Here is an 18,661-nt window from a genome sequence, read left to right as displayed (position 1 = left end):
ATGGATAAAAACTGAGTAAGTCAGTTTGCATTCATAACCACTAACGTTGCCTTCAAAAATAGTTCACTATTCATAAAAAGACCGCAGCATTTGCCACGGTCTTTTTTCAAACAATACGCTAAGGATTAACCTTTTTGTACCGCTGCAACTTCGTCAGCGAAGCTCATTTCAGCAGCTTTCTCGATACCTTCACCAACTTCTAGACGTACGAAGTTAGATACTGCAGCGCCTTTTTCTTTAAGGATTTCGCCAACAGTTTTCTTAGGTTCCATGATGAAAGCTTGACCAGTTAGAGAGATTTCGCCCGTGAATTTCTTCATACGGCCGATAACCATTTTCTCAGCGATCTCTTGAGGCTTGCCTTCGTTCATAGCGATTTCAACTTGAACTTCTTTCTCTTTAGCAACTACGTCTGCTGGTACGTCTTCTGGGTTAACAAACTCAGGACGAGAAGCAGCAACGTGCATAGCAACGTGCTTAAGAGTTTCAGCTTCGCCTTCACCAGCTACAACAACACCGATTTTCTCACCGTGACGGTAAGAAGCTAGTGCAGCACCTTCAACGTAAGCTACGCGACGGATGTTGATGTTTTCGCCGATTTTAGCAACTAGAGCAACGCGAGTTTCTTCGAACTGTGCTTGTAGCTCTTCTACAGAAGCTTTAGAAGCTACTGCTGCAGCTGCAACTTCTTCTGCAAACGCAGTGAAGCTAGCATCTTTTGCTACGAAGTCAGTTTGGCAGTTAACTTCAAGAAGAACAGCTACACCGTTCTCTTCTTTGATGATGATTGCGCCTTCAGCAGCAACGTTACCAGCTTTCTTAGCTGCTTTCGCTGCGCCAGATTTACGCATGTTTTCAATTGCTAGTTCGATGTCAGCGTTTGCTTCTACAAGCGCTTTCTTACATTCCATCATGCCAGCGCCAGTGCGCTCGCGAAGTTCTTTAACTAGAGCAGCAGTTACAGTTGCCATTCTCTATTCCTCGGTTGATTCGAAAATAAGGTAAAAATCAGGGGCCAAAATGAGGCCCCCGATCTAACTATAACTTAGCTTACATTTAATAAAGATTTCAAAATCTATATTAGCTAAGCCAAGCGTGATTCAGAGCCGCTATTATTCAGCTTCTACAAAACCATCTTTTTCAGCAGCTACAGCAGCAACGTCTTTGTTACGACCTTCTTTAACCGCGTCTGCAGCAGCGTTTAGGTAAAGCTGTACTGCACGGATTGCATCGTCGTTACCTGGGATAACGAAGTCAACGCCGTCTGGGTTAGAGTTAGTATCAACTACAGCGTAAACTGGGATACCTAGGTTGTTTGCTTCTTTAACTGCGATGTGTTCGTGATCAGCATCGATTACGAATAGAGCGTCTGGTAGGCCGCCCATGTTCTTGATACCACCAAGAGACTTCTCTAGCTTCTCCATTTCACGAGTGCGCATTAGAGCTTCTTTCTTAGTTAGCTTGTCGAAAGTACCGTCTTGAGCTTGCGCTTCAAGTTCTTTCAGACGCTTGATAGACTGACGAACAGTTTTGTAGTTCGTTAGCATACCGCCTAACCAGCGGTTGTTAACGTAGAACTGGTTGCTGTTTACAGCAGCTTCTTTAACAGCTTCAGATGCAGCGCGCTTAGTACCAACGAAAAGAACTTTACCTTTCTTCTCACCAACTTTAGCGATTTCTGCTAGAGCTTCGTTGAACATTGGTACAGTTTTTTCTAGGTTGATGATATGTACTTTGTTACGAGCACCAAAGATGAATGGCTTCATTTTTGGGTTCCAGTAACGAGTTTGGTGACCGAAGTGAACACCAGCTTTAAGCATATCGCGCATTGATACAGTTGCCATTTTAAAATCCTCTATGGGGTTAGGCCTCCACATCCCCCATGAATCCGACCCCTAACAACTAACCACTTTTCAGCCGTTATCTGTGTTGTTGAGGCACCCCGGAACATGTGTCGGAATGTGTGTGATTTAAAGAAATAAGTTAGTGGACATAAAGCTTGTTTCGCCAATTGGAGAAAACAGTCCTGATGTCCGGCGCGCTTTATACCATATTTTGTCTATCTATGGCTAGAAAAAATTCTAAAAATGGCGACTGCTATACTGATCTCTAAAGGTAAATTTTCTCTATAAAATAGTGTCTATATCAAGCAGGTTCTGCATCTGTTAACCGAACATTATTTAATCACGTTAACAGTATCCTCCAGTATTGTACGGACATGGTAATGTTGCGCTAAATTGCTGCACTGATAGAATAGCCCCAATATGCACACTTAGGTGCTACCAAATTAAGAGATATGCAATGGCTGTAAAAATTAAAACTGCTGAAGAAATTGAAAAAATGCGCGTCGCCGGCAAGCTGGCCGCTGACATTATTGAGATGATCGAACCTCACATCCAAGTGGGTACCACGACGGAAGAGCTCAATACGCTTTGTCATGAGTACGCTCTAGAAAGAGGTGCATACTCTGCGCCACTCGATTACCACGGTTTCCCTAAGTCTATCTGTACGTCTATCAATCATATTGTGTGTCACGGCATTCCCGCGTCACAAGACGAGACGGGTAGCACAGGTCAATTCAAACCTGCGGTACTCAAAGATGGCGACATTCTGAACGTTGATATCACAGTTATCATCCCTGATGACGCAAATGCCGATCTTAGTACTCGCCCTCAAGGCTACCACGGTGACACCTCTAAGATGTTCCTAGTGGGTGAGGTTTCACCTGCAAACAAGCGTCTGTGCATGGTTGCTCAAGAAGCACTTTACGAAGGCATGCGCCAAGTTAAGCCAGGTGTTCAACTTGGTCAAATCGGTACTGCTATCGAGAAGTACATCAAAACAAACAACAAGAACAACCCACGCGCTAAGTTCTCTATTGTTAAAGATTACTGTGGTCACGGCATTGGTTCTGAATTCCACGAAGATCCACAAGTAGTTCACTACAAGAACAGCGATCGCACCGTGCTAAAAGCAGGCATGTGCTTCACTATCGAGCCAATGATCAACGCGGGTAAGTTTGGCTGTCGTCTTGATGACGAAGATAGCTGGACAGTATACACAGCAGACAGCAAGAACTCGGCTCAATGGGAGCACACTCTGGTTGTAACTGATACTGGTTGTGAAGTACTAACACTGCGCAGCGATGATACAATCCCACGTATCATGAAGAACGCTTAGTTCACCGAACTGAGCGCATCAGCCTTTTAAAAATATCCTCGCATTGTCGAGGATATTTTTTATCCACTCAATTTCGATTTTCCATCAGCTTCTGTTAAATTGTTTACTATTCTCATTTGCTTGCACGGATAGCTGACTATGCCTTATCAATGCCCTCTTACGTTCAATGACGAACAAATTGAAATCTGCGAATTAAAAAATCAGCTCGAGATCTTCACGCAGTATCAAAAAAATGAATTTCTGAACCACCATCCCGTCACCGATTTGGTTCTACTGCGCTCCGAATACATGGATTTACTTCTCAATCGTTTGTGGGAAAATTTCGGATTCAACAAACTGCCTCATATTTCACTTGTCGCAGTGGGTGGTTATGGTCGTGGCGAACTGCATCCTTTGTCTGACATTGATATTCTCATTGTCTCGCAAAAAACACTACCACCAGCTCTTGGTGAAAAGGTCAGTCAATTCATTACTCTACTTTGGGATTTAAAGCTCGAAGTTGGCCATGCTGTGCGAACTATTACTGAGTGTCTCGATATCGGCACCGATGATTTAACCGTCGCGACCAACCTACAAGAGTCGCGATTGTTATGTGGTAGTGAAGACACTTTCCAAGAACTAAAACTGAAGATTCATTCCGATTCATTTTGGCCAAGTGAGACGTTTTACAAAGCCAAGATTCAAGAACAGAGAGAGCGTCATGCTCGCTACCACGACACCACCTATAATTTAGAACCGGACATCAAATCGACTCCGGGAGGGCTCAGAGACATCCATACCCTGAGCTGGGTTGCGCGTCGCCACTTCGGCGCGACCTCTTTGTTAGAGATGAGCAAATACGGCTTTCTGACCGATGCTGAATATCGTGAGCTCGTTGAGTGCCAAGATTTTTTATGGCGTGTTCGCTTTGCATTGCATATTGAACTGCGCCGTTACGACAACCGTTTAACGTTCGCGCATCAAGCTCAAGTCGCTGAACATCTGGGTTATACGGGTGAAGGAAACCGTGGTGTTGAGATGATGATGAAAGAGTTCTACCGAACCCTTCGTCGTGTTGCTGAACTGAATAAGATGCTGCTTAAGCTGTTCGATCAAGCGATCATCAATGGCGGTCAAACCCAAGACGCTGAAATTCTCGATAGTGATTTCCAACGTCGAGGTTCGTTGATCGAAGCGCGCAAGCCTGCCCTATTCCAAGCAAGACCAGAAACCATTCTCGATATGTTCATCCATATCGCCAATGACTCGACTATCGAAGGGGTAAGTCCACCAACATTGCGACAACTGCGTACGGCACGCCGTCGATTGAACCGATTCCTGCATACCATTCCTGAAGCTCGTGACAAGTTCATGGATCTAGTTCGCCACCCTAATGCCCTGCACAAAGCCTTTAGCTTAATGCACAAATTGGGCGTGCTCTCTGCGTACTTACCGCAGTGGAGCCAGATCGTTGGTCAGATGCAGTTTGACCTATTCCATGTTTACACCGTGGATGAGCACAGTATCCGCCTGCTCAAGCACATCAACCGCTTTGGTCAAATCGAAAACCACGATAAGCACCCTATCTGCTGTGAAGTCTATCCTCGAGTACAGAAGAAAGAGTTGCTGATCCTTGCCGCTATCTTCCATGACATCGGCAAAGGCCGCGGCGGAGACCACTCTGAGATAGGTGCGGTTGAGGCTTACTCTTTCTGTATTGAACACGGGCTATCGAAGCCTGAAGCCAAACAAGTCGCGTGGTTGGTACAAAATCACCTATTGATGTCAGTAACGGCTCAACGTCGTGATATCTACGACCCAGATGTGATCACCGAATTCGCCAAAAAAGTGCGTGATGAAGAATCACTCGAGCTACTGGTTTGTTTAACCGTTGCCGATATCTGTGCGACTAACCCTGAGCTATGGAACAGTTGGAAACGAACCCTGTTAGCTGAGCTGTTCCACTCAACGCAGCGAGCACTGCGCCGCGGCTTGGAAAACCCTGTCGATGTCAGAGACCGTATTCGTCACAACCAACAAATGGCATCAGCACTGCTGCGTAAAGAAGGCTTCACCGCTCGTGAGATTGAAGTGTTGTGGCAACGCTTTAAGGCCGATTATTTCTTGCGTCACACACATAAACAAATCGCTTGGCACTGTGAGCACTTACTTCGCCTAGAAGACCCAAGCCAACCGTTAGTGCTGATCAGTAAGAAAGCGACGCGCGGTGGCACAGAAGTGTTCGTTTATTGTAAAGACCAAGCAGCACTGTTTGCGACCGTGGTTGCCGAACTCGACAGACGTAACTTTAACGTTCATGACGCGCAGGTCATGGTTAGCAAAGATGGTCATGTTTTGGATACCTTTATCGTACTAGACCAGCACGGCGAAGCGATTGATGAAGCAAGACACAAAGCCGTTGCTAAACATCTGACTCATGTATTGACTGATGGCCGCCCGACTAAGATTAAGACGCGTCGCACGCCACGTAACTTGCAACACTTTAAGGTCAAAACCTTAGTTGAGTTCCTACCAACCAAGAGCAAGAAACGTACCTTGATGGAGTTAAGAGCTCTTGATACGCCGGGGTTATTGGCTCAAGTCGGTGCAACCTTTGCGGAGCTAGACATCAACTTGCACGGTGCCAAAATCACCACCATAGGTGAGCGAGCAGAGGATCTGTTTATTCTGACCAGTGAAGCGGGAGGAAGGCTGTCTGAAGAACAAGAACAGGCACTAAGAGAACGATTAACCGAGCACGTTTCTGAACTCGCACCTTAGAAAGCGAATTCAGTCTAAAAACAGGTTTAATAACCAAATAAGTGTGGGCAAAGATAGAGAGCGATCTTGCCCACAACTTACAATCAATTCACAGATATCAACTATCTAGCTCGTCGTTAGGCTGCTACATTGATCAAGTCAATTACATAAAAGTATTACATTCATAACCTAGAGGTCGCTTATGTATCCAAACCTCACTGGCTTAGGTATCCACGAACCTAAACAGATTGAACGTTACTCCCTTCGCCAAGAAGCGCACAAAGATATCCTGAAGATTTACTTTCGTAAGCAGAAAGGGGAACTATTCGCGAAAAGCGTTAAATTTAAGTACCCACGACAAGTAAAAAGTGTGCTTGTTAGCGGTGGCAATAATCAATACAAAGAAGTGACAGAGATTAACCGCAACCTCACTCTTGTGATTGATGAACTCAACAAAATCACCAAACCGACGCCAACGGCTGAGGTGGATGTCAAGCAGAAGATCCTTACCGACTTACGCCATCTAGAGAAAGTGGTATCAAGCAAGATCGCTGAGATCGAAGCTGATCTAGAAAAGCTAAAGTGATCCCGCGACTAACTATTACTGTTAACTAACCAACATTAGTTATGCCGTTAAGGTTATACAGATACAAAAAGGGCTGATATCACTATCAGCCCTTTGTTTTTTATTCTATTTTCTCTATTCACTTAGACTGGAGATTGCCTAAACACGCGAGACTTACTTAGACAAGCAAGTTTGAGCATCGATTAAGTTAGTATCCCACTCAAAGGTTTCAAACAACCTTAGCCAAGTTTCATCAAGGTTGGCCTTCATCACCAACTCTTCTTTTGTGAAAGGATGGATAAAGCGAAGCTCAGAAGCGTGCAACAACAAACGATGCGAATCTAAATCATCACGGAACAGTCGATTGTGCTTACCATCACCATGTGAAGTATCACCGACAATCGGATGTCTTAGATGAGCCATGTGACGACGCAGCTGATGTTTGCGACCTGTCTTTGGCATCATCTCAACCAAGCAGTAGCGGCTCGTAGGAAAGCGTCCTGTTGAATATGGCACTTCTACTTTTGCTAGCGGTTCATAGACTGTCACTGCCTCTTGCGCTTCTTTGTCTTCTTTCGCGAACTTATCTGCGATCTTATCCAGCTCAACCTTAAGTGCATAATCGAGCGTATCGCCCTCTTCTATCCAACCACGGACAATCGCATGATAGGTTTTTTGCATCTCATGATTAGCGAACATTGGCATCACCTGTGAAGCAACCTCACTCGACAACGCAAACACCAACACACCCGATGTCGGTCTGTCTAAGCGGTGTAATGGAAATACATGCTGACCAATTTGATCGCGCAATGTCTGCATAACAAATTGCGTTTCGTGTTTATCCAACCATGAACGATGCACTAGCATGCCGGCTGGCTTATTCACCGCGACAAAGTACTCATCTTGATAAATGATCTCTAACATTACGCACACACCTCATCAATACTCTGAATCGTCACTAGCAGTTCAGCTTTATCTGCCTCATTTTTCCATACTTCACCAAAATAAGGATGAATCGCAAAGCCTCTCGGTAGGCTCATTTGGGCATCCATCATTGCGTTGATCTTAACGATAAAGATCCACTGCAACCACTCTTCCGGTTGTAACGAATCAATCCCGAAAGGTTCAACGCTCGCCAGAGCTTCATCCGAAGGCGGAAGCGTGCTCCATAGCGAACATTGGCGCATTTGTTCTTCTAGTTGTTGAAGTAAAAGAGGTAACTTTGTGGCTGCTGTCATTTTTCACCAAGTTATTTATCTAGTGACCTTGAAATTGGGGCATAGAGTACCATCTATTTAGGAAAGAAAGTTAGGAGCTTTATTACTATGGAAACGATTCACACGCTCACTCAGTTACTAAAGAATAGCGGTTGCCAGTACGATATCTACGACCTAGGTCGCCGTATTCAGAAGATCGACAACACCTTATTCTCTGATGTTGAGCAAGGGAAACAGCCGTACCCATTTCCACTTCAGAAACAAGCTCACTTAGCGATTAGTTACTGGAACAAACACAAGCAACCTTGGATCTGGTTCCTAAAATTCAAACTGGACGAAAGAGGCCTATTACATCAAGGTGATGTCGGCAATTTCCTTAAGTTTGTTATCGAAGCGATGGGCACACGTTTGAACGGTGAGATCAGCGAAGAGCAACAACAAAAGCTGTCAAACAACCCATATACCTTCAAGCCTTCAGAAGACAAAATGGCCGTGTTCCATAGCCAAGTAAGAGCAGGTTTAGACCTTGCAACGAGCCAATACTACGAACACGCTCAACACTACTTCACAGGCGATCTAGGCTGGGACAACTGGAAAACCGTTGGCCTACAAGGCATCACTGATATGTGTGCTCGTTTAGGCAGCCAACAAAATGGTGTCGCGATTCGCAAAGCATTTAATAAGCTGCCTTCAGAACCTCTATACGCGACTCTCGGGGCGCTTGAGCATACGCAAATCAATGACAAGCTCGCTCAACGCTTACAAGAAATGGCAGAGAATGAGATTAACAGTCAAGAGCCAGATCTGTTCTTACTGTCAGCACTGGTACGTGCCCTTTCTGGCGCAGAGCAAAGCACAACCAACGCCGTAATTAACCAAGTTCTGGCTAGCCCGCGCTTAAGCCACCAAGAAGTATTGATTGGTTTGGCTGGTCGCAGCTGGCACGCACTGCAAGATCCTGCGATTGCTGAGCAGTTCTTGCTGCGTCTCGCACAAACGGGCAACCAAAACTTGTTCAATCAGTTATTTGCAGATTTAGTGATGATTCCGACACTGAGAATGGTATTTTTACCATTGTTGAACTCGAACCCATCACCAGAACTCGCCAATGCACTTGTAGAATTACAACAAGCGGCTAAGTCGCAATAGATACCAGACAGAACAGCTCAGTAGCTCATAACAAAAAGCTCAAATCACGAACGGAATAGAGAGATAAAAGGAAGTATGGATTAAATGATAGATAACTTATTGGCTATTTTGATGCTGTGCTTCTTTTGCTTTCTGTTTTGGCAACAGCGTAGGCAATCCGAGCTTGCGAAAGCTGCCATTGCGAGAAAATGTAAAGAGCTCGACTTACAGCTATTAAGTGTTGCCTTTAGTGGTCATAAACTTAAGATGCGCCATGAGCTCACCACCATTTGGCGCTGGCACACCGTGTATCAATTTGAGTTTTCAGCGTTAGGTGATGACCTGTACCAAGGGAAACTGACCATGGTGGGCTTCCGTTCTATGCGGTTTGAGCTACAGCCTCATAGAATGTAACGTCGCAATACGCGGTATAACTATATTCATGATAAGGGCCAAACTGATCTTGTTTGGTCTCTTTAAATGCAAAGCCTAACTTTTCAAGTAACTTAATTGATGGGTTATGACCAACATTAACGGTCGCGACAACATTCGTTAGGTGTTCTTCAAAACAAACCAAACTAAAGAAAGGTTTTAGCACTTCACTAGCAAGGCCTTGATTCCAAAACTCCTTGTCCAGAATAAATCCCAGTTCATGCTTCCCTTCTTCAGACGAAACAAACAAATGCCCGAGGTATTCGCGGGTTTGGTTGTGGATAATGGCTCGGCAAAAACCAACGTTGTCGTTCAGTATTTCTTGAAATAGGTGTTTTGCAGAGGCAATAGAATGCGGCCCGTTCATTTCAGCACGATTGATGGGGCAGCAATTCAACTTGATAAAGTCATGTTCTAACTGCTCGGTATAAGGTACCAACAGCGTTCTTGAGGTTGCTATCGTCATAAAACACTCCTTGTGTTGACCATTAGCAGAAAAGCAGATGTCGCGTGCTTAGATAAAAGCTCCTGAATTAAAGAGAGCCCCTAGATAGAGAAAAAGCCTTAGGAAAAGAAAAGCCCCGACACCGAAGTGTCAGGGCTAGGGTCTTACTCGCAGCAGTCCGGCTACTAATTAATGCTCCATGCATCATCCATAATAGTGGCTGTAATCCTTCAGCTCTTTCCTTTACTTCGCCGTCCTAGCGGTGTCCAATCATCCTGAAAGCTAACAATCCTAGTTAGCGCACATCACTTGTTCCGTGAGCGGTGTCCTTTACATCGTCCTGATGCTAATCCAACCCTTTAATCCTAAAGGTGTCCATTGTCATTCCGTTGCAGCTAACTTCCTGTTAACTGACTGTATCCCTACAATGTCCTTACGCTCCATGCTTGATCACTCAATCCTAAGTAACCAAATCTTCATCCTGAAGATAACCAAATCCTTGGTGCTTTCCTGTTCCGTGTCAGAATCCTTCCGACAAGGTTTAATTTACGCGATTTAGGATTTCGGACAATAGATTTGCATCACATTTTGAATTCAAGAAAGTTGTTAATTATATAAAACAATTAAAATTCAACACCTTAACAATGTGCACATCAATCTCTCTAGCGATGTATTCGTGTTATCTCACAACCTTTGTAAGAGATCTCTCACAAGCCATGGGCGGTTTTATGATTCGCTATCATTCACCAGAGCGAGTAAAATGACTAAAGATTAAAAATGGAGATCAACATGCTGACAAAAGATGTTTCTGAAGAGTTGAAATCAGTGCTTGAAGGACTGCAAGCGCAAGGGAAAGAGCCGACAGTTGCTTTAGTTAAGGCTCGTATGAGCACATCCGTTCCGATGCCCGCTTTAATCACGACCATCAAGAGCTGGAAAAGCGCAAATCGTGTTCCTAAAGTTGAAGTCGCGACACAAGAAGAGCCAGCACTTGATCGTGTTAGCCAACTGGAAAAGCAAATCCTTGAACTCACTGCTCGCGTTGCCATGCTTGAAGCTAAACTAACTGATCAATAAGGCAACTGAGCAATAAGTTGACCGATAAATAAGCTAACAGAGAAATAGAACACTATGAAGATATGGGTTGATGCGGACGCTTGTCCAAAGGTTATCCGAGAAACAATCGTACGCGCAGCTGAGCGCACAGGGGTTGAATGTACCTTTGTGGCAAACCATCTGGTTCCCGTTCCTAAACGCAATAACATTCACTCAATTCAAGTGCCAAGCGGGTTTGATATTGCTGATGATGAAATCGTAAAGCGCACTGAACCCGGCGATCTTGTGATTACATCCGATATCCCTCTGGCTGACGAAGTGATCACTAAAGATGGGCAAGCACTCAGCTCTCGCGGTGAGCTTTACACCAAAGAGACCATTAAAGCGCGTCTGAACATTCGTGACTTTATGGATACCATGCGCTCAAGTGGCATCCAAACGGGTGGACCAAGTGCCCTTTCTCAAACCGACCGTCGTGAGTTTGCCAACCACTTAGATAGAATTCTAGCCAAACGCTAGCTGGCTCATCCGAGCTTAACCTAGTTCTATCTCTCCATAAAAAATCAAAAAACCTGCAAACAATGCAGGTTTTTTTAATATCAATTAGAAGAAGGTTTCCCCTACTCTACAACTAAGGCGTGTAGTACGTTGCAGCACCTGGACCTACTGGTAGGCCAAATACGAATACCCAAACGTAGAACATTAAGCTCCAACCAACCAAGAATACGATTGAGTATGGAAGCATAGTTGCAATCAGAGTACCGATACCTAGGTTCTTCATGTAACGCGTCGCTACAGCTAGGATAAGACCAAAGTAGCTCATCATTGGCGTAATGATGTTGGTTGTTGAATCACCGATACGGTAAGCCGCTTGAATCGTTTCAGGTGCGTAACCTACTAACATTAGCATTGGAACGAAGATTGGCGCTGTTACTGCCCACTGAGCAGAAGCCGAACCGATCATCAGGTTAATGAAGCCACACATTAGGATGAATGCGAAGAACAACATTGGACCCGTTAGGCCGATATCCTGTAGGAAAGTAGCACCTGCAACTGCGAATACTTGACCGAAGTTAGTCCACTTGAAGAAAGCAACAAACTGAGCAGCGAAGAACACAAGTACGATGTACATGCCCATTGAAGACATAGACTTAGACATTGCATTGATTACATCACGGTCTGTTTTCATTGTGCCGGTAACTTTACCGTAAACAAAACCAGGAACTGCGAAGAATACGAAGATGAACGCTACGATACTTTTCAGGAATGGAGAACCTGAAACCGTACCTGCTGCTGAACGTAGAACACCATCAGCTGGAACAATCGTCCAAGCAAGAAGCGCTGAAACCGCTAGCACTGCGATACCCGCAAACTTAAGGCCTTTCTTCTCAACGTCTGTTAGCTTGCCCATTGAATCATTTGATAAATCTTCAGACGCTTCTTCGTCGTTGTATTTACCCAGTTTTGGTTCAACAATCTTCTCAGTTACAAATGCACCTGTAATCGCGATGAAGAAAGTAGAAACAAACATGAAGTACCAGTTTGATTCAGGACCAACGTTGTAAGTCGGGTCAATCATTTGTGCTGCTGTTGTAGTAATACCAGAAAGCAGCGGGTCAACCGTACCGATTAGAAGGTTTGCAGAGTAACCACCAGATACACCAGCAAATGCTGCCGCTAGACCTGCTAATGGGTGACGACCCAAAGAGTGGAAAAGCATTGCTGCAAGCGGGATAAGTACTACATAGCCAAGCTCTGAAGCCGTGTTAGAGATAATACCTGCGAAAACTACGGTTACCGTAACCATGCGCTTAGATGCGCCCATTACCATGCCACGCATCGCCGCAGATAATAGACCTGAGTGCTCAGCAATCGCTACACCTAGCATTGCAACAAGCACGGTACCTAATGGCGCAAAGCCAACAAAGTTTGTCACTAGATTAGTAACAATGAGCTGTAAGCCTTCAGCATTAAGTAAGCTTACAACGTGGATCATACCATCAGCAGCACGACCTGGAGCACCTTCTGGACGAGGGTCCATAACAGACACATCAAAATATCCAGCTATACCTGAAGTAACTAGAATAGCGACACAGAAGATTGCGAAAAGAGTGATCGGGTGGGGTAATAGGTTCCCCAAATATTCAACACCATCGAGAAAACGGGTAAAAATAGGTTTTTTTGGTGCGTTGTTTTTTATTGAAGCAGATGAACTCATCTGTTCCCTCCTTGTGTAGTGATTCCTGTGCAATTGTGACAAAGATGTTCAAATTGCCAGCGAAGGGTACGCGACAAAAATATCAATTAGAAATTCAAAATGTTACAAAGTGTGTAACAAACGACAACTTTCAACTCTATTTGAACAATTAATTAGCAAATAAATCTATATTAAACACAAAAACTAGATTTATAATTTACAACAACGCATTCACTAGAAATATAACTCACAATATAACCCATTGATTCACTTGAAAATAAAATACATCGTACGTTAAATGCACACTCGATATCCGGTTAAGTTCCTCTCGAAGGAAAAGAAAAACAGACAAATGAATGAAGTTTGACTTTCCCCTCGTTTTTACACACATGTCACATCATATTGACGGTTATTTTTGAACCGCTTTAAATCTTGGATTGGATTTACAGATCACATAGTGACGCCCTCTACGCTTAACTATCTGGCAATCAGGGTGACGGCTTTTCGCACTTTTAAGTGATTTAACAACTTTCATTATTTAGCTCCCTTACCTAATTGACCAAAGCGACGAGTAAAATTAGCAACACGTCCCTCTTTATGTAGCACTCTCTGTTTACCCGTATAGAAAGGATGTGATTTTGAAGATACTTCAATAGTGAAATAAGGGTAAGTATTACCATCTTCCCATTCGATAGTACGCTCTGTTTTCAAGGTGGAGCCAATCAAGAAGTCCTCATCAACATTGGTGTCGTGGAACACCACTGTGCGGTAGCCCGGGTGGATATTCGGTTTCATTGTATTTCCCTAAATAATTAAATTGATACGTTATAACATATCAAATGTTAATTATTATCAAAAGAAAAACAAGCGATTTTATGATATTTTTCCGTCTTAACTGAAACCAGAGAACACCTTGCTATGTACACCATTAAACCTGTTGGCTTTATTGAGTCTCCTTATAAAGAGAAGTTCGCTGTGCCAAGACAGCCTAGGTTAGTACCAACATCCACCTCAAGAGTCAGGTTGGTTGACGCAGCAAACTGCCTTGAGTCTGTTCGAGATATTGAGCAATTTAGCCATGTGTGGTTGTTGTTTTTGTTCGATAAGAACCTTGAAGCAGGCTGGAGACCAACCGTGAGGCCACCTCGCCTTGGCGGCAATGAACGTATTGGTGTCTTCGCGTCTCGTGCCACATTCAGACCCAATGGAATTGGCATGTCTGCGGTTGAACTCAAAGGTGTATCTCAAGAGAAAGGGCAGACTTGGTTGGATCTTGGCAGCGTCGACTTAGTAGACGGCACACCGATCATCGACATCAAGCCTTATATCCCCTACTCAGATTCGATCCCGGATGCATTGGGAGGGTTTGCCGCCGATGAACCAGAAGTGCTCGACGTTAACTTTTCGCAGCAAGCGCAAAGTAAGCTCGCAAGCCATCCACAAGCGCGCCATATCATTCAGGTGATCAAAGAAGTATTAGGCCAAGATCCTCGCCCTGCCTATAAGAAAGGTAAGCCTGACAACAAGGAATATGCGGTAAATTTGTTCAATCTTAACGTGAAATTCGTGGTTGAAACGCTTTTCATCAATGTAACTGACATTGAACGCTTTTGAGATCCCAAATAGGCTGATATTATATGCGGCTATATCAGATTTGCTGTGGTTACGAACGACAGCAAGTTTTCTTTTATCAATGATGAAACGGATACCATAGAATGCGTACCAGTAACTACCTTCTTTCTACTCTGAAAGAGACTCCAAACGACGCAGAAGTTATCAGCCACCAGCTGATGCTACGTGCAGGTATGATCCGTAAGCTAGCTTCAGGTTTATATACTTGGCTACCTACTGGTCTACGTGTACTGCGTAAAGTCGAAAATATCGTTCGCCAAGAGATCGATAATGCAGGTGCCGTTGAAATCTTGATGCCCGTAGTTCAACCGTTTGAGCTTTGGGAAGAGACTGGCCGTTCTGAAAAGATGGGGCCTGAGCTACTTCGTTTCACAGACCGTCACTCTCGTCCATTTGTTCTTAGCCCAACAGCTGAAGAAGTGGTAACGAGTCTAGTACGTAACGAGATCAGCTCTTACAAACAGCTACCTCTAAATCTGTACCAAATCCAGACTAAATTCCGTGATGAGCGCCGCCCTCGTTTTGGCGTAATGCGTGCACGTGAATTCTCTATGATGGATGCGTACAGCTTTGATATCGACAAAGAAGGCTTAGAAAAGTCTTACCAAGCGATGCACGATGCTTACTGTAAAGCATTCGACCGTATGGGCCTTGAATACCGTCCAGTATTGGCAGACTCTGGCGCAATCGGCGGCAGCGGCTCTCAAGAGTTCCACGTTCTTGCTGAAAGCGGCGAAGACCTAATCGCATTCTCAACTGAGTCAGATTACGCAGCAAACATCGAAAAAGCAGAAGCACTTGCTCCTACTGAAGATGCAGCAGCACCAACTCAAGAGATGGAACTGGTTGATACACCAAATGCGAAAACTATCGCAGAATTGGTAGAGCAACACGGTCTAGCAATCGAGAAGACAGTTAAGACTCTATTCGTTAAAGCTTCTGATGAAGTAGACGCTGATATCATCGCGCTAATCATCCGTGGTGACCACGAACTGAACGAAGTGAAAGCAGAGAACCTTCCACAAATTGCTTCTCCACTCGAGATGGCTTCTGAAGAAGAAATCCGTGCACTTGTTGGTGCCGGCCCTGGTTCACTTGGCCCTGTTGGCCTAGAGCTACCATTCATCGTTGACCGCTCAGTTGCTGTAATGAGTGACTTCGGCGCTGGTGCAAACGTAGACGGTAAGCACTACTTCGGCATCAACTGGGGTCGTGACGTTGAGCTTGCTCAAGTTGAAGACCTACGTAACGTAGTTGAAGGTGACCTTAGCCCATGTGGTAAAGGTACTATCCAGCTTAAGCGTGGTATCGAAGTGGGTCACATCTTCCAACTGGGTAATACTTACTCTAAAGCAATGAACTGTAACGTGCTTGGTCCTGATGGTAAGAGCGTAATCCTAGAGATGGGTTGTTACGGTATCGGTGTTTCACGTGTTGTTGCATCTGCTATCGAGCAAAACCACGATAAATTCGGTATCACTTGGCCAGACGCACTAGCGCCGTTCCAAGTTGCTATCGTACCAATGAACATGCACAAATCTGAGCGCGTTAAAGAAGCAGCTGAGAAGCTATACGCTGAATTAACAGCTATGGGTATCGAAGTTTTATTCGATGACCGTAAAGAGCGCCCTGGTGTTATGTTTAAAGATATCGAGCTTGTGGGTATCCCTCACACTATCGTTATCGGCGATCGCAGCATGGACGAAGGTAACTTCGAATACAAAAACCGTCGTACTGGTGATAAAGAAGCTATCGCAATGGACACGGTTATCGAGCACCTTAAGGCTCAACTAGCTTAGTAATCCGATTACTGACTAGATAAACATTGAAAGGCTGCCGTTAGGTGGCCTTTTTTGTGCCTGTCATTTCGCTTCAAACTCCCTTCTATTTATCAGTAGAGTAAATAACGTAAGTTAATCCCCTGTTCATCTTTAAATCCGTATATTGGTGTCATCAACTTTTTGGACATGCTCACCATTGGAGGTATCGATGGATATCAAAAGCTTACTGAACCAAGCACTTAAATCAGATCTCGTAAAACAAGGTACTCAGAAACTTTCACAAGGGTCTTCAAGTTTAAGTGGCCTTTCTCAAGGCAGCAATAGCAAGAGTAGCAGTAAAAGTACACTCGGAGCCTTCGGTGCAGGCGCAGTTGGCGGAGGACTGTTAGGTGCGTTAATGGGCTCTAAGAAGACTAAGAAAATGGGTAAGAAAGCGGCTGGGATTGGCGGCGCAGCAGCACTGGGCGCTTTGGCTTATAAAGTCTACAACGACTACCAGTCCAAACAAGGCCAGACACCTAACGCCGAACAGGCTCAGTTTGATGAAAATGATGCAAACCACAGCGTGCTGATTCTACGATCGATGATTGCCGCGTCTAAAGCTGATGGCCATGTTGATGAAGAAGAGATGGCTAAGATAGAGCAAGCCGTCGAGAATATGGGCGCTGATTATCAACTGACTAAATTGGTCTCTGAAGAACTGCATAAGCCACTCGACCCAAGCGAAATCGCTCAACTGGCAACGTCACCTCAACAGGCGAGTGAGATCTACTTAGCCTCTTTGATTGTGGCCGACGAACAGAATTTCATGGAGAAGGCGTACCTGAAAGAGCTCGCGAAACAGCTCAATCTTGCTGATGAAGTCACCTATCAACTTGAACAACAAGTCTCTGGCTAATCGGCAAGTACCAAACGAAGCCGTAAAGAACGGCCTAAGCAGCGAGCTAACCAAGTGAGATATTGAGCAAGGACAAACTAACTCTGAACTTGATCAGATCCACTTTGTTTTTGCTTATCTCTATGTGTATATTGAGATCAGTTATCATTTGGTTAGGTATAAAAATGAAAGTATACGATTGTTGTGATTTGGTTCGTGAACTGTATTCTCAAATTGGCAGTGGCGACCAAGGCTATATCCCTAAAGCGATCACCTGCGCAGTAAAAACATTGAATGACCTTGCTGCCGATGAGTCTCTTCCTAAAGAAGCTCGTGAACGTGCAGCCTTTGCCGCTGCTAACTTACTGATTTCAGATTTCGAGGACTAATATGAACCTCGCTAACTTTGAAAAAATGGATCCAGTGATGTTGATGAGCATCGTCAACATGAAGCTTCGTGACGACTTCGGCGGTGATTTAGATCGAGTGGTCAACTTCTACGAAATCGACAAAGCAGCCTTAATCGCTAAGCTCGCGTCTGCTGGTTTTGAGTATCTTCCAGAAGCTAAACAGTTTCGATAGTCGTTTAAAAAATCTTCCTATTTAAAGACCAACCTCTGTGTTGGTCTTTTTTTTGGTGATACGTAACAAGCAAACATGCAACAAACACGTTATAAATTATCTGTCTGCACCTATACTTTTATATCTTAGAGTCAACGAACGCGCCTTGAACCAAAGCGTATTGTTGTATAGGCTACCTAAACTAGCATATAAAACTCATCACTCAACTTGATGATAGTGAAGGATTAACAATGAAAAGACTCGGACTTTTAGCCGTTATCGCAGCCGCACTCACCGCAGGTTGCGCTTCAAATACTCAGCAAGACAACTTTCGCGAAGCCTCTTTTGAGCTGTGTAATACTGAAGTCGATATTTACTCTGTAAGCCATGATGAACGAGTTCGCATCGTCTGCTCTGATGGCTCTAAATTCGCTTTGAACAGCGAAGATACACTAGAAGTAATGCGTGATATCAACATCGACTACTGCGATGGCGAAGGCTTAGGCAAATTCAACGAGAGCCGCCACTATTACTCATTCAAGTGTAAGTCAGGCACCCTACTTAGCATCAAAAAGTAGAATCGACACTACCAAATACCAAAGGGTTAATGTGAAAGCATTAACCCTTTTTAATACCCGCTTTTCTTTACTCTTAATCCCAAATCCACCAGCCACCAGATACAAAAAATAGCTCCTTTAAAGAAGCCTCTAGTATCATTGCTTTTCAAAGTAGTTGTTTGAAATTCTAAGAGAGCACGCAGAGATTACGGGTGTAAGTGAGCATGCTCGACAACAATTTTAAAACTTCCAAGTACAAAAAAGGCCCCTATTAAGGCTGTCTCTTATACACAA

General features: G+C 44.3%; 21 protein-coding genes. 13 read left to right on the top strand and 8 right to left on the bottom strand.

Going from position 1 to position 18,661, the window contains the following annotated elements:
* Positions 1-125: 125 nt before the first annotated feature.
* Together tsf and rpsB are read right to left on the bottom strand one after the other, a co-directional pair.
* Entirely contained in the window at positions 126-971 is an 846-nt protein-coding gene (tsf, locus tag AB4384_RS17195; RefSeq protein WP_017063361.1) for a translation elongation factor Ts, read from the bottom strand.
* A 141-nt stretch (positions 972-1,112) separates the two neighbouring features.
* Positions 1,113-1,844, bottom strand: coding sequence for a 30S ribosomal protein S2 (rpsB, locus tag AB4384_RS17190; protein ID WP_032546326.1), 732 nt, complete (start codon positions 1,842-1,844; stop codon positions 1,113-1,115).
* Between the two features lie 457 nt (positions 1,845-2,301).
* Here rpsB and map point away from each other — a divergent pair, with 457 nt between their 5' ends.
* The 3 genes from map to AB4384_RS17175 all read left to right on the top strand — a co-directional run bounded on the left by map (position 2,302) and on the right by AB4384_RS17175 (position 6,505).
* Complete coding sequence (gene map / locus AB4384_RS17185; RefSeq protein ID WP_017060743.1) at positions 2,302-3,180, top strand: type I methionyl aminopeptidase; 879 nt, start codon at positions 2,302-2,304, stop codon at positions 3,178-3,180.
* 138 nt (positions 3,181-3,318) lie between these two features.
* Positions 3,319-5,940: a bifunctional uridylyltransferase/uridylyl-removing protein GlnD gene (gene glnD / locus AB4384_RS17180; protein WP_017060744.1), complete on the top strand. Its 2,622-nt coding sequence runs from the start codon at positions 3,319-3,321 to the stop codon at positions 5,938-5,940.
* 181 nt (positions 5,941-6,121) lie between these two features.
* The gene (locus AB4384_RS17175) at positions 6,122-6,505 is read left to right on the top strand and encodes a DUF3461 family protein (RefSeq protein ID WP_004734354.1); all 384 of its coding nucleotides are present in this window, start codon (positions 6,122-6,124) and stop codon (positions 6,503-6,505) included.
* 153 nt (positions 6,506-6,658) lie between these two features.
* On the opposite strand, the gene truC is transcribed toward AB4384_RS17175, so the two are convergent.
* Complete coding sequence (gene truC / locus AB4384_RS17170) at positions 6,659-7,408, bottom strand: tRNA pseudouridine(65) synthase TruC (protein ID WP_017060745.1); 750 nt, start codon at positions 7,406-7,408, stop codon at positions 6,659-6,661.
* Entirely contained in the window at positions 7,408-7,722 is a 315-nt protein-coding gene (locus AB4384_RS17165) for a YqcC family protein (protein ID WP_102320142.1), read from the bottom strand. Before AB4384_RS17165 ends, truC begins: the two co-directional genes overlap by 1 nt.
* 87 nt (positions 7,723-7,809) lie before the next feature.
* Between AB4384_RS17165 and AB4384_RS17160 the strand changes: the two genes are divergently transcribed.
* Both AB4384_RS17160 and AB4384_RS17155 read left to right on the top strand, forming a co-directional pair.
* Positions 7,810-8,850, top strand: coding sequence for a DUF3549 family protein (locus tag AB4384_RS17160; protein WP_372129870.1), 1,041 nt, complete (start codon positions 7,810-7,812; stop codon positions 8,848-8,850).
* 84 nt (positions 8,851-8,934) lie between these two features.
* On the top strand, positions 8,935-9,243 hold the full coding sequence (locus AB4384_RS17155; RefSeq protein ID WP_017060748.1) for a DUF3301 domain-containing protein: 309 nt from the start codon (positions 8,935-8,937) through the stop codon (positions 9,241-9,243).
* Here the strand turns inward: AB4384_RS17155 and AB4384_RS17150 are convergent.
* Complete coding sequence (locus AB4384_RS17150) at positions 9,209-9,727, bottom strand: GNAT family N-acetyltransferase (protein WP_017060749.1); 519 nt, start codon at positions 9,725-9,727, stop codon at positions 9,209-9,211. The genes AB4384_RS17155 and AB4384_RS17150 overlap by 35 nt on opposite strands.
* Before the next feature lie 768 nt (positions 9,728-10,495).
* Here AB4384_RS17150 and AB4384_RS17145 point away from each other — a divergent pair.
* Together AB4384_RS17145 and AB4384_RS17140 are read left to right on the top strand one after the other, a co-directional pair.
* Positions 10,496-10,783 carry a hypothetical protein gene (locus AB4384_RS17145; RefSeq protein WP_017069390.1) on the top strand — a complete coding sequence of 96 codons (288 nt, stop codon included), beginning with the start codon at positions 10,496-10,498 and terminating at the stop codon, positions 10,781-10,783.
* A gap of 54 nt (positions 10,784-10,837) precedes the next feature.
* Positions 10,838-11,281 (top strand): YaiI/YqxD family protein, encoded by a 444-nt coding sequence (locus AB4384_RS17140; RefSeq protein ID WP_372129869.1) that lies wholly within the window; start codon positions 10,838-10,840, stop codon positions 11,279-11,281.
* Positions 11,282-11,393: 112 nt separating this feature from the next.
* Here the strand turns inward: AB4384_RS17140 and AB4384_RS17135 are convergent, their stop codons facing one another.
* The 3 genes from AB4384_RS17135 to AB4384_RS17125 all read right to left on the bottom strand — a co-directional run bounded on the left by AB4384_RS17135 (position 11,394) and on the right by AB4384_RS17125 (position 13,754).
* Positions 11,394-12,980, bottom strand: coding sequence for an AbgT family transporter (locus AB4384_RS17135; protein WP_372129868.1), 1,587 nt, complete (start codon positions 12,978-12,980; stop codon positions 11,394-11,396).
* A gap of 388 nt (positions 12,981-13,368) precedes the next feature.
* A complete protein-coding gene (gene ykgO / locus AB4384_RS17130; protein ID WP_010436457.1) occupies positions 13,369-13,494 on the bottom strand; it encodes a type B 50S ribosomal protein L36 in 126 nt (41 codons plus the stop codon).
* Entirely contained in the window at positions 13,494-13,754 is a 261-nt protein-coding gene (locus AB4384_RS17125; protein WP_017060751.1) for a type B 50S ribosomal protein L31, read from the bottom strand. The genes ykgO and AB4384_RS17125 overlap by 1 nt, the downstream gene beginning before the upstream one ends.
* 123 nt (positions 13,755-13,877) lie before the next feature.
* Here AB4384_RS17125 and tsaA point away from each other — a divergent pair, with 123 nt between their 5' ends.
* The 6 genes from tsaA to AB4384_RS17095 all read left to right on the top strand — a co-directional run bounded on the left by tsaA (position 13,878) and on the right by AB4384_RS17095 (position 18,388).
* Complete coding sequence (gene tsaA / locus AB4384_RS17120; RefSeq protein WP_372117507.1) at positions 13,878-14,573, top strand: tRNA (N6-threonylcarbamoyladenosine(37)-N6)-methyltransferase TrmO; 696 nt, start codon at positions 13,878-13,880, stop codon at positions 14,571-14,573.
* Between the two features lie 101 nt (positions 14,574-14,674).
* Complete coding sequence (locus tag AB4384_RS17115; RefSeq protein ID WP_372129867.1) at positions 14,675-16,390, top strand: proline--tRNA ligase; 1,716 nt, start codon at positions 14,675-14,677, stop codon at positions 16,388-16,390.
* Positions 16,391-16,580: 190 nt separating this feature from the next.
* Positions 16,581-17,270 (top strand): tellurite resistance TerB family protein, encoded by a 690-nt coding sequence (locus tag AB4384_RS17110; protein WP_017060754.1) that lies wholly within the window; start codon positions 16,581-16,583, stop codon positions 17,268-17,270.
* Between the two features lie 164 nt (positions 17,271-17,434).
* Positions 17,435-17,638, top strand: coding sequence for a YaeP family protein (locus AB4384_RS17105; RefSeq protein WP_008222923.1), 204 nt, complete (start codon positions 17,435-17,437; stop codon positions 17,636-17,638).
* 1 nt (position 17,639) lies between these two features.
* On the top strand, positions 17,640-17,831 hold the full coding sequence (locus AB4384_RS17100; protein WP_004738555.1) for a DUF4250 domain-containing protein: 192 nt from the start codon (positions 17,640-17,642) through the stop codon (positions 17,829-17,831).
* Between the two features lie 230 nt (positions 17,832-18,061).
* Complete coding sequence (locus AB4384_RS17095) at positions 18,062-18,388, top strand: hypothetical protein (RefSeq protein WP_102320137.1); 327 nt, start codon at positions 18,062-18,064, stop codon at positions 18,386-18,388.
* Positions 18,389-18,661 lie beyond the last annotated feature (273 nt).

The sequence above is a fragment of the Vibrio sp. 10N.261.51.A4 genome, from assembly GCF_041471945.1.
Lineage (GTDB): Bacteria > Pseudomonadota > Gammaproteobacteria > Enterobacterales > Vibrionaceae > Vibrio > Vibrio crassostreae_C.
Note: the sequence above shows the minus strand (reverse complement) of the source record. Positions and strands in the feature narration are given on the sequence as shown.

Coding starts and splice junctions, on each gene's coding strand:
- tsf (WP_017063361.1), bottom strand. CDS start 971: ATGGCAACTGTAACTGCTGCTCTAGTTAAAGAACTTCGCGAGCGCACT.
- rpsB (WP_032546326.1), bottom strand. CDS start 1,844: ATGGCAACTGTATCAATGCGCGATATGCTTAAAGCTGGTGTTCACTTC.
- map (WP_017060743.1), top strand. CDS start 2,302: ATGGCTGTAAAAATTAAAACTGCTGAAGAAATTGAAAAAATGCGCGTC.
- glnD (WP_017060744.1), top strand. CDS start 3,319: ATGCCTTATCAATGCCCTCTTACGTTCAATGACGAACAAATTGAAATC.
- AB4384_RS17175 (WP_004734354.1), top strand. CDS start 6,122: ATGTATCCAAACCTCACTGGCTTAGGTATCCACGAACCTAAACAGATT.
- truC (WP_017060745.1), bottom strand. CDS start 7,408: ATGTTAGAGATCATTTATCAAGATGAGTACTTTGTCGCGGTGAATAAG.
- AB4384_RS17165 (WP_102320142.1), bottom strand. CDS start 7,722: ATGACAGCAGCCACAAAGTTACCTCTTTTACTTCAACAACTAGAAGAA.
- AB4384_RS17160 (WP_372129870.1), top strand. CDS start 7,810: ATGGAAACGATTCACACGCTCACTCAGTTACTAAAGAATAGCGGTTGC.
- AB4384_RS17155 (WP_017060748.1), top strand. CDS start 8,935: ATGATAGATAACTTATTGGCTATTTTGATGCTGTGCTTCTTTTGCTTT.
- AB4384_RS17150 (WP_017060749.1), bottom strand. CDS start 9,727: ATGACGATAGCAACCTCAAGAACGCTGTTGGTACCTTATACCGAGCAG.
- AB4384_RS17145 (WP_017069390.1), top strand. CDS start 10,496: ATGCTGACAAAAGATGTTTCTGAAGAGTTGAAATCAGTGCTTGAAGGA.
- AB4384_RS17140 (WP_372129869.1), top strand. CDS start 10,838: ATGAAGATATGGGTTGATGCGGACGCTTGTCCAAAGGTTATCCGAGAA.
- AB4384_RS17135 (WP_372129868.1), bottom strand. CDS start 12,980: ATGAGTTCATCTGCTTCAATAAAAAACAACGCACCAAAAAAACCTATT.
- ykgO (WP_010436457.1), bottom strand. CDS start 13,494: ATGAAAGTTGTTAAATCACTTAAAAGTGCGAAAAGCCGTCACCCTGAT.
- AB4384_RS17125 (WP_017060751.1), bottom strand. CDS start 13,754: ATGAAACCGAATATCCACCCGGGCTACCGCACAGTGGTGTTCCACGAC.
- tsaA (WP_372117507.1), top strand. CDS start 13,878: ATGTACACCATTAAACCTGTTGGCTTTATTGAGTCTCCTTATAAAGAG.
- AB4384_RS17115 (WP_372129867.1), top strand. CDS start 14,675: ATGCGTACCAGTAACTACCTTCTTTCTACTCTGAAAGAGACTCCAAAC.
- AB4384_RS17110 (WP_017060754.1), top strand. CDS start 16,581: ATGGATATCAAAAGCTTACTGAACCAAGCACTTAAATCAGATCTCGTA.
- AB4384_RS17105 (WP_008222923.1), top strand. CDS start 17,435: ATGAAAGTATACGATTGTTGTGATTTGGTTCGTGAACTGTATTCTCAA.
- AB4384_RS17100 (WP_004738555.1), top strand. CDS start 17,640: ATGAACCTCGCTAACTTTGAAAAAATGGATCCAGTGATGTTGATGAGC.
- AB4384_RS17095 (WP_102320137.1), top strand. CDS start 18,062: ATGAAAAGACTCGGACTTTTAGCCGTTATCGCAGCCGCACTCACCGCA.